Origin of the sequence: Bradyrhizobium sp. USDA 241 (genome assembly GCF_049739505.1) — a bacterium.
GTDB classification, from domain to species: Bacteria; Pseudomonadota; Alphaproteobacteria; order Rhizobiales; family Xanthobacteraceae; genus Bradyrhizobium; species Bradyrhizobium liaoningense.
In genome coordinates, this window is the sequence record NZ_JBMGPZ010000005.1 from 968906 (window position 1) to 984059 (window position 15154).

At 64.7% G+C, this 15154-nt stretch carries 14 protein-coding genes; 7 read left to right on the forward strand and 7 right to left on the reverse strand.

The window, feature by feature from the left end; translation table 11 throughout:
- Positions 1-54: 54 nt before the first annotated feature.
- The 3 genes from cbbX (at position 55) to ABIF91_RS26470 (ending at position 2106) form a co-directional block, all read left to right on the forward strand.
- The gene (gene cbbX / locus ABIF91_RS26460; protein WP_035675038.1) at positions 55-987 is read left to right on the forward strand and encodes a CbbX protein; all 933 of its coding nucleotides are present in this window, start codon (positions 55-57) and stop codon (positions 985-987) included.
- Positions 984-1721, forward strand: a complete 738-nt coding sequence (gene rpe, locus ABIF91_RS26465; RefSeq protein WP_028176950.1) for a ribulose-phosphate 3-epimerase — start codon at positions 984-986, stop codon at positions 1719-1721. Before cbbX ends, rpe begins: the two co-directional genes overlap by 4 nt.
- Positions 1722-1893: 172 nt before the next feature.
- Positions 1894-2106, forward strand: coding sequence for a hypothetical protein (locus tag ABIF91_RS26470; protein WP_028176951.1), 213 nt, complete (start codon positions 1894-1896; stop codon positions 2104-2106).
- A gap of 20 nt (positions 2107-2126) precedes the next feature.
- Here the strand turns inward: ABIF91_RS26470 and ABIF91_RS26475 are convergent, their stop codons facing one another.
- On the reverse strand, positions 2127-2963 hold the full coding sequence (locus tag ABIF91_RS26475; protein ID WP_028176952.1) for a universal stress protein: 837 nt from the start codon (positions 2961-2963) through the stop codon (positions 2127-2129).
- A gap of 206 nt (positions 2964-3169) precedes the next feature.
- Between ABIF91_RS26475 and ABIF91_RS26480 the strand changes: the two genes are divergently transcribed.
- Both ABIF91_RS26480 and ABIF91_RS26485 read left to right on the forward strand, forming a co-directional pair.
- Complete coding sequence (locus tag ABIF91_RS26480) at positions 3170-4717, forward strand: Do family serine endopeptidase (protein WP_028176953.1); 1548 nt, start codon at positions 3170-3172, stop codon at positions 4715-4717.
- A gap of 259 nt (positions 4718-4976) precedes the next feature.
- Positions 4977-5339 (forward strand): hypothetical protein, encoded by a 363-nt coding sequence (locus tag ABIF91_RS26485; protein WP_028176954.1) that lies wholly within the window; start codon positions 4977-4979, stop codon positions 5337-5339.
- A gap of 11 nt (positions 5340-5350) precedes the next feature.
- On the opposite strand, the gene ABIF91_RS26490 is transcribed toward ABIF91_RS26485, so the two are convergent.
- Positions 5351-5644: a DUF6496 domain-containing protein gene (locus ABIF91_RS26490; protein WP_028176955.1), complete on the reverse strand. Its 294-nt coding sequence runs from the start codon at positions 5642-5644 to the stop codon at positions 5351-5353.
- A gap of 89 nt (positions 5645-5733) precedes the next feature.
- The gene (locus ABIF91_RS26495; RefSeq protein WP_028176956.1) at positions 5734-5928 is read right to left on the reverse strand and encodes a DUF3072 domain-containing protein; all 195 of its coding nucleotides are present in this window, start codon (positions 5926-5928) and stop codon (positions 5734-5736) included.
- 115 nt (positions 5929-6043) lie between these two features.
- On the opposite strand from ABIF91_RS26495, the gene ABIF91_RS26500 reads away from it, so the two are divergent.
- Entirely contained in the window at positions 6044-6265 is a 222-nt protein-coding gene (locus ABIF91_RS26500) for a hypothetical protein (protein WP_028176957.1), read from the forward strand.
- Between the two features lie 117 nt (positions 6266-6382).
- On the opposite strand, the gene ABIF91_RS26505 is transcribed toward ABIF91_RS26500, so the two are convergent.
- Together ABIF91_RS26505 and ABIF91_RS26510 are read right to left on the reverse strand one after the other, a co-directional pair.
- Positions 6383-6625: a hypothetical protein gene (locus ABIF91_RS26505; RefSeq protein ID WP_028176958.1), complete on the reverse strand. Its 243-nt coding sequence runs from the start codon at positions 6623-6625 to the stop codon at positions 6383-6385.
- 94 nt (positions 6626-6719) lie between these two features.
- Positions 6720-6977 (reverse strand): hypothetical protein, encoded by a 258-nt coding sequence (locus tag ABIF91_RS26510; RefSeq protein WP_028176959.1) that lies wholly within the window; start codon positions 6975-6977, stop codon positions 6720-6722.
- A 140-nt stretch (positions 6978-7117) separates the two neighbouring features.
- On the opposite strand from ABIF91_RS26510, the gene ABIF91_RS26515 reads away from it, so the two are divergent.
- Positions 7118-7339: a hypothetical protein gene (locus tag ABIF91_RS26515; protein ID WP_028176960.1), complete on the forward strand. Its 222-nt coding sequence runs from the start codon at positions 7118-7120 to the stop codon at positions 7337-7339.
- On the opposite strand, the gene ABIF91_RS26520 is transcribed toward ABIF91_RS26515, so the two are convergent.
- The gene (locus tag ABIF91_RS26520) at positions 7336-8823 is read right to left on the reverse strand and encodes an HWE histidine kinase domain-containing protein (protein WP_028176961.1); all 1488 of its coding nucleotides are present in this window, start codon (positions 8821-8823) and stop codon (positions 7336-7338) included. The genes ABIF91_RS26515 and ABIF91_RS26520 overlap by 4 nt on opposite strands.
- Positions 8824-8836: 13 nt before the next feature.
- A complete protein-coding gene (locus tag ABIF91_RS26525; protein WP_028176962.1) occupies positions 8837-15133 on the reverse strand; it encodes a HAMP domain-containing protein in 6297 nt (2098 codons plus the stop codon).
- Between the last annotated feature and the right edge of the window lie 21 nt (positions 15134-15154).

Consider the following 15154-nt stretch of genomic DNA (forward strand, 5'->3'; position numbering starts at 1 on the left):
GCGGACCACTGCTTCGCCGCTCTCAGCGGCGAAGCTCTTTTCTTCGAGGTGCCGATGCTCGATGTTCCCCATGCAACGACGACCGAACAGAACGAGACTCGTTTCGATCTCCGCAAGGAGGCCGAAGCGGCCGGGATCACCGATACGCTGCAACAGCTCGATCAGGAGCTGATCGGGCTCAAGCCGGTGAAGGACCGCGTGCGCCAGATCGCCTCGCTGCTGCTGGTCGAACGTATCCGGCAGCGGGCCGGACTGGCCTCCGCGCCGCCGACGCTGCACATGTCGTTCACGGGCAATCCCGGCACCGGCAAGACCACGGTGGCGCTACGCATGGCCAAGATCCTGCACGGCCTCGGCTTCGTGCGGCGCGGGCAGGTGATTTCGGTGACGCGCGACGACCTCGTCGGCCAGTATATCGGCCACACCGCGCCGAAGACCAAGGAGATCCTGAAGAAGGCGATGGGAGGCGTGTTGTTCATCGACGAGGCCTATTACCTGCATCGTCCCGACAACGAGCGCGACTATGGCCAGGAATCGATCGAGATCCTGCTCCAGGTGATGGAGAACCAGCGCGAAGACCTCGTCGTGATCCTTGCCGGCTATGGCGAGCGGATGACGAGCTTCTTCGCCTCCAATCCCGGCTTCCGCTCGCGCATCGCGCACCACATCGAATTTCCTGACTATGCGGAAGCCGAGCTGCTCGTGATCGCCGAGCTGATGCTGAAGGAGCGCGGCTATCGCTTCTCGGCGGCCGCGCGCGAGGCTTTCGAGAAATACATTGAATTTCGCCGGGCCCAGCCGTTTTTCTCCAACGCCCGCTCGATCCGCAACGCCGTCGACCGCATTCGTCTGCGGCAGGCCGATCGCCTGGTGTCCGATCTCGACCGCATGCTCGATGTCGCCGACCTCGAAACCATTGATCCCGCGGACGTCCTTGCGAGCCGCGTCTTCAGCGGCGGCGTCGACGCGCGGAGTGCAAAGCCATGAGCGGAGACATCCTCATCGCCCCCTCGATCCTGGCCGCGGATTTCGCCCGTCTCGGCGAGGAGGTCGCGGCGATCGATGCGGCCGGGGCCGACTGGATCCATTGCGACGTCATGGACGGGCATTTCGTGCCGAACATCAGCTTCGGTGCTGACGTCATCAAGGCGATCCGGCCGATGACGAACAAGGTTTTCGACGTGCATTTGATGATCGCGCCGACCGATGCCTATCTTGAGGCATTCGCGAAAGCCGGAGCGGACCTCATCACGGTGCACGCCGAAGCCGGCCCGCATCTCGACCGCTCACTCCAGGCGATCCGCTCGCTCGGCAGGAAGGCTGGCGTCAGCCTTTGTCCGTCGACGCCGGAGGCGACAATCGAATACGTGCTCGACCGCATCGATCTCGTGCTGGTGATGACGGTCAATCCGGGCTTTGGTGGCCAATCTTTCATCGGGTCGCAGATCGAGAAGATCGAGCGGATCAGGACCATGATCGGCGAGCGGCCGATCCGTCTCGAAGTCGATGGCGGCGTCACGCGCGACAATGCCGCTGCCGTGGCCGCAGCGGGCGCCGATACGCTGGTCGCGGGTTCCGCCGTGTTTCGCGGCAGGGGCGCGGCCGAATATGCCGCCAATATTGCGGCCATTCGTGCCGCCGCCGAGGCCGGCCGAGTTCCGCACCTGCAAAACAGTTCTGCGCAGCGGATGCGTGTAAGCGATGGAGGCTGTCACCTGTAGGCTACAGGAGGCCGAGCGCTCCTTGGCGCCATTTGGAACTTTGACCCGAGTACGCATTTCCCAGGAACGAGCCGAGATCAGGCGAAGGTGGGCGCAGCGAATCTTTTGCACAATCGCCATCGGCCTGACGTAAATTAAGGCGATAACCTCGGCAGATGCGAGGGAGGGTCTCATGGAGAACGTACGTCGCTACCGGGCGCTGGCGTCCCTCTGTCGTCAGCAGGCGGCCTACCGGCCGCTCCAGACCTGGGAACTCCTCGGCCAGGCAGAACATTTCGAACACCTCGCCGAAGTCGAACTCAAGGCGCATTTCGACGCGTGCAATGTGCAACGCGACGGGGACGCTACCGCGCCCCCGCCATGGGAGGCTCCCGTCGCGGCGTAATGGCGCCAAGTCGGCTCGACTCAATGCGACATCAGCGTCGGCACTGTCATGGCTTCCAGCATGGCACGGCTGACGCCGCCGAGAACGCGCTCCTGCAACCGCGAATGGCCGTAGCCGCCCATCACCAGGAGATCGAGGCTTTCGTCGGCCGCCAGCGACAGGATGGTCGGCTGAATGTCGGCGCGCGCCGCCGACAGGCTGACCGTGCGGGTCGGCAGTCCGCGCCGGCCGAGATGTTTTGCCAGACTGCTCGCTGAAGCCTCGCCGGAGACGGCCTCGGCCTCGTTGATGGTGATGATCACGATCTCTGCGGCGCGCGCCAGGAACGTCGCTGCGTCGCGCACGGCGCGGGCAGCGAGGCGGCTGCCGTCCCAGCAGATGCCGATCCGGTTCGCCTTGAAGGCGCCACGGAAGGTGTAGGGCAGGAACAGCACCGGGCCGCCTGCCTGAAACAGGATCTCGCCCGGCACGTCGTTGTCAAACGCGCCCTGCGTCGGATCCGGCTGGACCACGATGCTGAGGTCGCGCAGTCGCGCCATCTCGCCGAGCGAGACGGCCGCATCCGCCGGGATCGCGCCGAGCGCGTGGCAAGTGTAGGAGATGCCGGCGTTTGCCGCTTCGCTCCTGAACACCGCGAGCGCGGCCTCGGCCCGCTCCACGGCCCGCTCGCGCTCCAGTTCGAACACGGCCGCCACCGCCGCGCCGCCCTCCATCACGTAAGCTGCACTGGTTGCGACATAGCCGACCGCGACCGCGTCGAGATGAGCGTTGAGGTACGACGCGAGCGAGATCGAGCCCTCGATCGCAGACCGCATGGGACGTTCGGTGGGAATGTGGACGAGAATGTCTTTGTACATGGCGCGCCTCCGGTGGACCTCATGGGCGCAGTTTTTCACTGCGCGAAGCGCCCGTGTTGAGCTGCATCAAATGGGCGGCGACGATTTGCCGGCTGCGCCCGCCCTCCCGTTCTTTGCCGAGATTTAATCGAATGGACGGGACGCCGTAAGGTGGCAGCGACCATGTTGAGGGCAAGGCGACACCAGCTCAACATGGATATTTCGACATGAACGATCGCGTCAATTCCGACACCACCACGTCCCGCAAGATCTTGAGGCCGCGCCGGCTCGCGCTGCTCGGCACCGTGGCCGCGCTGGGCGTGGCCGCCCTGTCAATGGCGCCAGGCTCCGCGCCGTTCGGTACGAACTCCTTCATTGCGCCGGCTCAGGCTGCGGAAGCCGCCGCGACGCCGCCGGGCTTCGGCGATCTGGTCAGCAAGGTCAAACCCGCGGTGATCTCGGTGCGGGTGAAGATCGACCAGGACAACGACAAGACCGCGATGCTGCAGCAGAACCGGATGGATTCGGACGAGGATACGCCGTTCGACCAGTTCTCGCGACAGTTCGGCTTCCGCTTCCCGGGCGGCATGAACGGCACGCCTCGCCAGCGCCATCAGATGATCACGGGCGAAGGGTCCGGCTTCTTCATTTCCCCCGACGGCTATGCCGTGACCAACAACCACGTCGTCGACCACGCCGAGTCCGTGCAGGTGACGATGGATGACGGCACGACCTACACTGCGAAAGTCGTCGGGACCGATCCGAAGACCGATCTCGCGCTGATCAAGGTCGATGGCAAGAAGGACTTTCCGTTCGTCAAATTCTCCGACCAGAAGCCGCGTATCGGCGACTGGGTGGTCGCGGTCGGCAATCCCTTCGGTCTTGGCGGCACTGTGACCGCCGGCATCGTCTCGGCCAGCGGCCGGGATATCGGCAATGGTCCCTATGACGATTTCATCCAGATCGATGCGCCCATCAACAAGGGCAATTCCGGCGGCCCGGCCTTCGACATGAACGGCAACGTGATCGGCGTGAACACTGCGATCTTCTCGCCCTCGGGCGGCTCGGTCGGCATCGGCTTCGACATTCCCGCCTCGACCGCCAAGCTCGTCGTCGCACAATTGAAGGACAAGGGCGTGGTCACCCGAGGCTGGCTCGGCGTGCAGGTGCAGCCCGTGACGTCTGATATTGCCGACAGCCTCGGCCTCAAGGAGGCGCGCGGCGCGATCGTCGACAATCCGCAGGATGGCAGCCCGGCGGCGAAGGCCGGCATCGAGGCGGGGACCGTCATCACCGCCGTCAACGGCACCACGATCAAGGACTCCCGCGATCTCGCGCGCACCATCGCCACCCTGGCGCCGGGCACGTCCGTGAAGCTCGATGTCTTCCGCAAGGGCGACAGCAAAACGGTGACCCTCGCGCTCGGCGAGCTGCCGAACGAGCGGCAAGCCAAAGGAAATGGCAATGCCGACGAGGGCAGGGGGCAGCCGAATGCCGGCACGCCGCGCCTCGGCCTCAGCCTGGCGCCGGCAGGTGACGTCCAGGGTGCGGGCCAGAAGGGTGTCGTCGTCACCGAGGTCGATCCGCAAGGGCCGGCGGCACAGCGCGGCATTCAGACCGGCGACGTCATCCTCAATGTCGGCGGCAAGGCGGTCGCCAATGTCGGCGAGGTCCGTTCGGAACTGGCGCAGGCCAAATCTTCGGGCAAGCGCAGCGTGCTGTTGCAGGTCAGAAGCGCAGAGGCGACAAGATTCGTCGCAGTTCCGCTCGCGTAGAGCCGCGCGCGTCGAGCGACCCACGTCAAAAAAGGCGGCCCTCGGGGCCGCCTTTCCTGTTCAGCCTCGAAGATCCCGTTGGGTTATTGATAATATTCTCGTTAACCACAGGAATGGTGACGCAGTTCGTCCGAAAAAGCCGTGTTCGTTCATCACAGTTCCAACACCGCTGCGGCAAGGAAGCCGCAAAGGTGGGTTGCAGTCGTGGAACTTCGAGCCTGCCGCCGCTTTTGGCGGTTCGCATTTGATCGGTGCCGACATGGTTCGATTGAAGCTCTCGCGGAGGAGTGCACTGCTCGTAGCGTCATTGGTGCTCTGGGGCGGATACGCGCTCGGGCGTGACGACGGCCGCTACGCGAACTCCCCCCTGAAACCATGGTTCGACGGTCTGCGCAGCCAGCTCGGCCCGTGCTGCTCGGATGCTGATGGATTTGCCGTCGCCGATCCCGACTGGGAGTCGCACAACGGTCGTTACCGCGTGCGTCTGGACGGGCAGTGGATAGATGTGCCGGACGAAGCCGTCATCACCGAGCCGAACCGGGCCGGCCGCACCATGGTGTGGCCGGTGAAGACGGCGTTCGGGATTTCGATCCGCTGCTTCATGCCGGGCAGCATGATCTGAGGCGGTCAGCGTCAGCGCTTGCTGGATTTGCGCTTCGACGACTTCTTAGACGACTTGCTTGACTTAGACGATTTTCTCGACGTCTTCTTGGCACTCTTCCGCTTCGATGCCTTCTTCGGGACCTTCTTGCCCTTCTTGCGCGCCTTCGACAGTCCGATCGCGATTGCCTGCTTGCGGCTCTTCACGCGGCCGCCGCGTCCCCCGCGCCCGCTCTTCGCGGTACCCTTTTTGTAGCGCCGCATCTCGCTTTCGACATCGCTGCCGGAGCTGCGTGAGTAGCGACGTTTCTTTGCCTTGCGTGCCATGCATGCTCTCCCTTGGCGAGGAGAACCATTCGGCTCAGCCATGGTTCCGGCAGCGCGTACGCAACGTGCAGGCGCGTGACGCAGCCAGTCTAGAAGGAGTTCGCCAGCTCGATCTCCGCCTCCAGCGCCTGGATGCGCCGTGCGGCCTCACCGAAGGACAGGTCCCGTGCAAATTGGGCGGGTTGATAGGCCTCTTCGCTCAGCCGCTTCAGCCTGAGACCCTGCGCCCGCGTCATCTGCTCGCCGAGAAAAACCCTGGCGTCGTATTTACCTTGAACCTGCATCTGCATTCTCCGTTCTGAAATCGTGACTTGACTATATGTTCTTATTTTGTTCTAACAAGCCATGGACAACAGAATTAATGAAATTCGACGTAAAATCAGAGTCTTGAGGCTCGAAATGGCCGACGTCGAGGCGTCGGTGCGCGGTCTCGTCGAGCGCGGCTGCGACTGCACGGAAAGGGCCCTGGCGCAGATGGATCTGCGCCGGAGAATCAACCTCCTGATCGGCGAATGGAAGGCAGCTGGTGGCAGCGACGTTCTGCCTGACGTTCGCGACCGGGTGCGCCTTCGTCCCGCGAAGGCGGGCGGCAATCCCGTGCGCGCGAGCGGGCCCCGCTGATCAGGCAGCGGGCGGTGGAGGAGCATCCGGGCGTGTACCGGATTTGAAACTGCGCCCGAGTCCCAAGAGAAAGGGCCCCGCAATGGGCGGAGCCCTCGATGGATTCCAGGGAGTGGCCTATTTGGTGTTGGTCATGCCGCCCTTGTTCGTCATGGTGCCGCCCTGATCGGAGCCGGGGCCGGAACCGCCTTGGCCGGAAGGATCAGCGCCCTTGGAGGATTTGGTGTTGGCGCCGGTGGTCTGCGACGATGACATCGAGGATCCATGCTTGGCCTTGTGTGACTTGGCCTGCACGGCGAACGGCGCGGCGGCAAGGCCGGTTGCCAACATTACGGCGAGAGCGAGCTTGGTCGTCTTCATGCGGGAAACTCCCTGAGTTAATTTGACGCAGGCAGCCAACCGCTCTTCGCCGCAGGAGTTCCCGACAAAGCATCTCCCGCGGGTCACGCGCGCTTCAAGATTGCTTGTCCTCATCAATGATGAAGACGACGCCGGTGAGCGTCGCACCGATCGCGAACGTCGTCACCAAGGTGAGAGTGAAGACCAGAATGGCCTGGCTTCCGCCGTTATTGAGCAGGTTGGCCACGGCTGGATTGGACAGGACGAGCATGAGGCTGAAGGTGAGGCCGAGGGCCGCGCCCATCATTGCATGCGTCATCAGCTTGATAAGTCCGCTGGCGGAGATCAGCTCAGACGACTTCTTCGTGCGCATGGGAGTGCATCCCGAATTGGCATGCAAACACCCGCGTGATTGCCTGGTTCCATTCGGTTGAAATAATTGTCATCGCCCGCTTCATCCGACGTTCATGCCGGGCTTGCGAGGATGAGCGCCATCAAAACGGGAACATGGATATGGGTAAGGTAGTCTTTCTTTACCGCTCGCTGGCCTATCGCAACGCGGCTGCGGACATCCTGCGCAAGGCCCGCAGGCTACCGCGCGGAGCAGAGCGAAGCGCGGCGCGTCGCTACGCCAGGGCCCTGCGCGATCTCGCCCGAACGGAAGCCTGGCTGGAAGGGCGGGTCCCGCGCGAACCGCGGATGGCCCAGCGCATGACGACCGCGGCCTCCGGCTAGCCGGACGCGCGCTGCAACTCTGCGGAGCCGCTGGTGTCGAACTTGCCGGGTCCGGCGGTGGCTGTCCTGCGCGTCAGCGGCACCTCCAGGCGGCACAACAGGCCTTCGGCGCGCCAATCGAACTGCGCCTGTCCGCCAAGCTGGGACTCCACGCTCGCAAGCAGGCTTCGCGTTCCGAAGCCGCGAGATTTCGGTGCCATGACCAGCGGACCGCCGGATTCCTCCCAGCTCAGCGTGAGCAGCTCGTCCTCGACCCGCCAATCGATCGCGAGCCGCCCAGATCGAGTCGAGAGTGCGCCATACTTCGCCGAGTTGGTGAAGAGCTCGTGCAGCGCGAGCGCCAGCGTCTGGGCCGTCGCCGGCAGCAACTGAACCTCGGGACCTGCCAATCTGATCTGGTCGCCGAGCGAATAGGGCGCAAGCTCCTCGTCGATCAGCCTGGAGAGCTCGGCGCCCTGCCAGCTCGACAGCGACAGGATGGTGTGCACGCGCGCCAGTGCATTGATGCGTCCCTCGACGGCGTTGACGTAGTCCTTGACCTCGTCCGCCCGGGTGAGGCGCACGATCGACTGCGCCAGCGCCAGCGCGTTCTTGGCGCGATGATCGACTTCCCGCGCCAGGAGATTCTGCCGCTCCTCGGCGCGTTTGCGTTCGGTGATATCGACGGTGACGCCGCTGACGCGCACCACGCGCCCGCTCTCGTCGACCGTCGCCGCCGCCGTGCCGACGCACCAGCGCACCTCGCCGTCGGGCCGCACAATGCGGAACTCTGTTTCATAGGCGCGCGTGCCCTTGTTGAATTCGGCGATCGCCTTGCGCAACTGATCGACGTCATCGGGATGCAAAAGCGCCTGGACGTTGGCCGGATTGACCTCGAAACGCTCCGCGCTGACGCCGAAGATGCGGTATTGCCCCTCGTCCCACATCCAATCGCCGCTGACCCAGTCCCAGTCCCAGGACCCCATCTTGCCGGCAGCGATCGCCATGCTGCGCCGCTGCTCGCTCTCGCGCAGCTTCGCGGTGGAGCTCTCCAGTTCCGCGGTGCGTGCGCGGACGCGGTCCTCGAGCTCGTGGTTCAGCCGTTCGAGCTCGCGCGTCTTGCGGTAGAGCTCGGCAAACACCTTGATCTTGGCGCGCAGCACCTCCGGCACGACCGGCACCGGCACGTAGTCGACCGCGCCCATCTCATAGCCGCGCAACCGGTCGATGTCGCTGACCTGGATGGCCGAGATGAAGATCATGGCGGTCTTCTGGAAACGCGGATGCTCGCGGATCATCGCGGCGAGCTCGAAGCCGTCGAGTTCGGGCATGCAGACGTCGACCAGGATCACCGCGATCTCGGTCTTGAGCAGCACCTCCAGCGCCTCTCGCCCCGAGGAGGCGATCACGAGGTTCTCGCCGAGATCCTTCAGGATCACCTCATAGGCGAGCAGCTTGGCCGGCTGATCGTCGACGAGCAGGATGTTGACCTTTTCCTGGTCCATATGCGGGCCCAACTCAGCGGTGCAGCCACATGCGGATCGCAAGCAGCAATTGGTCGGTGTTGACCGGCTTGGCGAGGTAATCGGACGCGCCGGCTTCGAGGCATTTCTCCCGGTCGCCCTTCATCGCCTTGGCGGTCAGCGCGATGATCGGAAGACGGGCGAAGGCCGGGTTCTCGCGGATCACGCCGATGGTCTGATAGCCATCCATCTGCGGCATCATGATGTCCATCAGCACGATCGCGATCTCCGGATTGGATTCGACCAGTGTAATAGCTTCGCTGCCGGTCGTCGCCGTCAGCACTTTCATGCCGCGTCGTTCTAGCACGCTCGACAGGGCAAATATGTTGCGGGCGTCGTCGTCGACGAGCAGGGCGGTCTTGCCGATCAAGTCCTCGTCGGAGCTGTTCAACTTCTCCAGCATACGCTGCTTCTCGATCGGCAGCTCCGTGATCACGCGGTGCAGGAACAGCGCGGTTTCGTCGAGCAGGCGTTCCGGCGATTCCACGCCCTTGACCACGATGCTGCGCGCCATGGTGTGGAGTTCCGCGTCCTCCTCCGCCGAAAGCTCGCGGCCGGTGAAGACCACGACAGGGATGTTCGACAGTCGCTCGTCGTTGCGGATCTGGTCCAGCACCTCGAAGCCGCTCATGTCGGGCAGCCGGAGATCGAGTACCACGCAGTCACACGGCTGCTCGCGCAGCGTCAAAAGTGCCTCCGCGCCGGTGGCCGTCGACACGATCTCGATGTCGTCGTGGTACAGCAGCTCGCGGATCGAAAGCTGCTCGGCCTCGTTGTCCTCGACGATCAGCAGCCGCTTGCGCCGCGGCCGCGCATATTCCTTGATTTGCGTCAGCGCGGCTGAGACGCCTTCAGGCGTGGTCGGCTTGTTGACGAATGAGAACGCGCCCCGCGCCATCGCATGCTGGCGGTCTTCGTCGAGCGTGATGATCTGCACGGGGATGTGGCGGGTCAACGGATTGTGCTTGAGCTGGCTCAGCACGGTCCAGCCGAGCATGTCGGGCAGGAACACGTCGAGCGAGACTGCTCTCGGCTGATACTGCTTGGCGAGCTCCAGCGCCTCCGCGCCCCGCGCGGCGACCAGAACCTTGAATCCCTTGTCGCGCGCGAGGTCGACCAGCACACGCGCGTAATGCGGGTCGTCCTCGACGATCAGGAGGATGCTGTCGCCAGGCTCGAGGTTCAAGCGGTCGTCGGGAAGCTGCTCGATGACGCGCTGCTGCTCCGGCGCGGCCGGCTGCAGCGCAGGCGGCTGGCTGTATTGCTGCGGCGCCGGCGCGGCCCGCGGCGCGAGCGTCGGGCCGGAATATTTCAAAGGCAGATAAAGCGTGAAGGACGAGCCCTTGCCCGGTGTGCTGCGGAGATGGATCTCGCCTCCGAGCAGGCTCGCGAGTTCGCGGCTGATCGCGAGTCCGAGGCCGGTGCCGCCGTATTTCCGGCTGGTGCCGGCATCCGCCTGCTGGAACGCCTCGAAGATCAGCTTCTGCTTCTCCAGGGGAATGCCGATGCCGGTATCGGACACTTCGAACGCGATCACGGCCGGCGCGGAGTTCAGCACCGGGTGATCCGTCCCCCAGCCCCCGATCGCGCCGGCGACCTTCAGGCGCACTTCACCTTCGGCGGTGAACTTGAAGGCGTTGGAGAGCAGGTTCTTCAGGACCTGTTGCAGGCGCTTGGAGTCGGTGACGATGCTGCGCGGCAGGTTCGGATCGACGTCGATCTTGAACGACAGATTGCGGTTGTCCGCCTCGTGCCGGAACGGGCGGCCGACGGTCTCGAGCAGGTTTGCGGTCAGGATCTCTTCGGCGTCGACCGTTACCGTGCCGGATTCGATCTTGGAGAGATCGAGAATGTCGCTGATGAGGTTGAGCAGGTCGGTGCCGGCGCCATGGATGGTGCGGGCGAACTCCACCTGCTTGGCCGAGAGGTTGCCGTCAGGATTGTCGGTGAGCTGCTGTCCGAGGATCAGGATCGAGTTCAGCGGCGTGCGCAGCTCGTGGCTCATATTGGCGAGGAATTCGGATTTGTACTTCGAGGTCAGCGCGAGCTCGGTCGCCTTTTCCTCGAGCGCGCGGCGGGCCTGCTCGATCTCCTGGTTCTTGCGTTCCACCTCGACGTTGCGTTCGGCGAGCTGCTGCGCCTTCTGCTCGAGCTGGTCGTTGGTCTGCTGCAATTCGCGCTGCTGGGTCTGCAGCTCGCCGGCGAGCTGCTGCGACTGCTTGAGCAGGCCTTCGGTCTGCATCGTCGCCTCGATCGAGTTCAGAACGATGCCGATGGAGTCGGTAAGCTGTTCCAGGAACGTCATTTGCGAGGTCGTGAAGGAGACGAGGGAGGCGAGCTCGATCACGGCCTTGACCTGACCTTCGAACAGGACAGGCAGCACGACGAGGTTTTTCGGTGCGACGCGGAACAGCGCCGAGTTGATCGGCACCACGTCGGACGGAATGTCGGAGACCATGCGCGGCCGCTTGTCGAGGGCGCACTGGCCGATCAGGCCTTCGCCGAACTGGAGCACGCGCTGATAGGGATAGATACCGTCGCTGGCGTAGGACGCGAGCAGAAGCAGCTGGGAATTGTCCTCGTTCTCGACCTGGTAGATCACGCCGGTATGGGCGTTCACCAGCGGCGACAGCTCGGTGAGCAGCAGCCGGCCGACGGTGGTGAGATCGCGCTGGCCCTGGAGCATGTTGGTGAACTTGGCGAGGTTGGTCTTCAGCCAGTCCTGCTCGGTGTTCACGTCCGTCGTCAGACGGAGATTCGTGATCATCGTGTTGATGTTGTCTTTCAGCTCCGCGACTTCGCCGCGGGCGTCGACCTGGATTGATCGCGTCAGGTCGCCCTTGGTCACGGCGGTCGCCACTTCCGCGATCGCGCGCACCTGCGAGGTTAGGTTGGCAGCCAGAAGGTTCACGTTGCCGGTGAGATCCTTCCAGGTGCCGGCAGCACCCGGCACGTTGGCCTGGCCGCCGAGCCGGCCTTCGACGCCGACCTCGCGCGCAACCGACGTCACCTGGTCGGCGAAGGTCGCGAGCGTCTCGGTCATGTTGTTGATGGTGTCGGCGAGAGCGGCGACCTCGCCGCGCGATTTCATCGTCAGGTTCTGCTTGAGATCGCCGTTGGCGACCGCAGTCACCACCTTGACGATGCCGCGCACCTGCTCGGTCAGGTTCGCAGCCATCAGGTTCACGGTGTCGGTGAGGTCCTTCCAGGTGCCGGCGACACCAGGCACCTGCGCCTGGCCGCCGAGCTTGCCCTCGGTGCCGACCTCGCGCGCCACCCGCGTCACCTCGCCGGCAAAGGCGTTGAGCTGGTCCACCATCGTGTTGATGGTGTTCTTGAGCTCGAGGATTTCGCCCTTCACGTCGACGGTGATCTTGCGGGACAGGTCGCCGCGTGCCACGGCCGTGGTCACTTCGGCGATGTTGCGGACCTGCGTGGTGAGGTTCGCCGCCAAGAGGTTGACGTTGTCGGTGAGATCCTTCCAGGTTCCGCCGACGCCGGGCACGACGGCCTGACCGCCGAGCCGGCCTTCGGTACCGACCTCGCGTGCGACGCGCGTGACTTCGGCGGCAAAGGAGCGGAGCTGCTCGACCATGGTGTTCAGCGTGTCCTTCAGGAGAAGGATCTCGCCGCGCACGTCCACCGTGATCTTCTTCGAGAGGTCGCCGCCGGCGATCGCGGTCGCGACCTCGGCGATGTTGCGGACCTGGGCCGTCAGGTTCGAGGCCATGAAGTTGACGTTGTCGGTGAGGTCCTTCCAGGTGCCGGCGACGCCGGGCACTTCGGCCTGGCCGCCGAGCTTGCCTTCGGTGCCGACCTCGCGCGCCACGCGTGTCACTTCGCCGGCGAAGGCGTTGAGCTGGTCCACCATGGTGTTGATGGTGTTCTTGAGCTCGAGGATTTCGCCCTTCACGTCCACGGTGATCTTGCGGGACAAGTCGCCGCGCGCCACGGCGGTCGTCACTTCTGCGATGTTGCGAACCTGGGCGGTGAGGTTGCCCGCCATCGAATTGACGCTGTCGGTGAGATCCTTCCAGGTGCCGGCGACGCCGGGCACGTTGGCCTGACCGCCGAGGCGTCCTTCGGTGCCGACCTCGCGCGCCACGCGCGTCACCTCGCCCGCGAAGCGATTGAGCTGGTCGACCATCGTGTTCAGCGTGTCCTTGAGCTGAAGGATCTCGCCGCGCACGTCGACGGTGATCTTGCGCGACAGGTCGCCGCCGGCGATCGCGGTCGCCACTTCGGCGATGTTGCGGACCTGGGCGGTCAGGTTGCCCGCCATCGAGTTCACGCTGTCGGTCAAGTCCTTCCAGGTGCCGGCAACGCCGGGCACGTCGGCCTGGCCGCCGAGCTTGCCGTCGGTGCCGACCTCGCGCGCGACGCGCGTGACTTCACCGGCAAAGGCGTTAAGCTGGTCGACCATCGTGTTCAGCGTTTCCTTCAGCTGAAGGATCTCGCCCGACACGTTCACCGTGATCTTCTTCGACAGATCGCCCTTGGCGACCGCAGTTGCGACCTCGGCGATGTTGCGGACCTGGCCGGTGAGGTTCGAGGCCATCGAGTTGACGCTGTCGGTGAGATCCTTCCAGGTGCCGCCGACGCCGCGCACGACGGCCTGACCGCCGAGCTTGCCTTCGGTGCCGACCTCGCGGGCGACGCGCGTGACTTCGCCGGCGAAGGCGTTGAGCTGGTCCACCATGGTGTTGATGGTATCTTTCAGCTCCAGAATTTCGCCACGCACGTCCACGGTGATCTTCTTCGACAGGTCGCCGCCGGCGACCGCCGTCGTCACCTCCGCGATGTTGCGGACCTGGGCCGTCAGGTTGGAGGCCATCGAGTTGACGCTCTCGGTGAGGTCCTTCCAGGTGCCGGCGACGCCGAGCACGTTGGCCTGGCCGCCGAGCCGGCCCTCGGTGCCGACCTCGCGGGCGACGCGCGTCACTTCGCCGGCGAAGGCGTTGAGCTGGTCGACCATGGTGTTGAGCGTCTCCTTCAGCTGAAGGATCTCGCCGGAGACGTTCACCGTGATCTTCTTCGACAGGTCGCCGCTCGCGATGGCGGTGGCGACGTCGGCGATGTTGCGGACCTGCGCGGTCAGGTTCGAGGCCATGAAGTTGACGTTGTCGGTGAGGTCCTTCCAGGTGCCGGCCACGCCCGGCACCTGGGCCTGGCCGCCGAGCTTGCCCTCGGTGCCGACCTCGCGCGCGACGCGCGTCACTTCCGAGGCGAACGAGTTGAGCTGGTCCACCATGGTATTGATGGTGTCCTTCAGCTCCAGGATCTCGCCGCGCACGTCCACGGTGATCTTGCGGGAAAGGTCGCCGCGCGCCACGGCGGTGGTGACGTTGGCGATGTTGCGCACCTGGGCGGTCAGGTTGCCGCACATGGCGTTGACGGAGTCGGTGAGGTCCTTCCAGGTGCCGGCGACGCCCGGCACGATCGCCTGGCCGCCGAGTTTGCCGTCGGTGCCGACCTCGCGCGCGACGCGCGTCACTTCCGAGGCGAAGGAGCGGAGCTGGTCAACCATCGTGTTGATGGCTTCCTTGAGCTGCAGGATCTCGCCGCGGACGTCGACCGTGATCTTCTTCGACAAATCGCCGTTGGCGACTGCGATCGTCACCTCGGCGATGTTGCGAACCTGGTTGGTCAGGTTGTTCGCCATCGAGTTGACGCTCTCGGTCAGGTCCTTCCAGACGCCGGTCACCTCGGGCACCTGGGCCTGGCCGCCGAGCTTGCCCTCGGTGCCGACCTCGCGCGCCACGCGCGTCACCTCGGAGGTGAACACGCCGAGCTGCTTGATCATGGTGTTGACGATGTTCGCCGACTGCAAAAACTCGCCGCCGAGCGGACGGCCATCGACGTCGAGCTTGACGGTCTGGAGCAGGTCACCTTGTGCGACGGCGGCGACCGCGCGCGTGACCTCGCGCGTCGGCCACAGCAGGTCGTCGATCAGCGTGTTGACCGAACCTTCCATGTCGGCCCAGGAGCCTGAGGCGAGGCCGAACTTGACGCGCTGGCGGGTCTTGCCCTCGCGCCCCACCACCTGGCCGACCAGCTCGAGCTGCTGCGCCATGCGCTGGTTGGCGGCGATGATTTCGTTGAGAGTATCGGCGATCTTGCCGTCGATACCGAGGTAGTCGCCACTCATGCGCACCGAAAAGTCACCGCTGCGCATCGCCTGCAAGGCGAGCAACAGTTCCGCCCGGGAATCCGGGTCGGACGTACCGTTGGTTTTTGGCTTTGGGACGCGACGACCGGAGCGTGATGCAGATCCGGGATCGAGGTCGCTCATACTGATTCCCCAGCAGGCGTC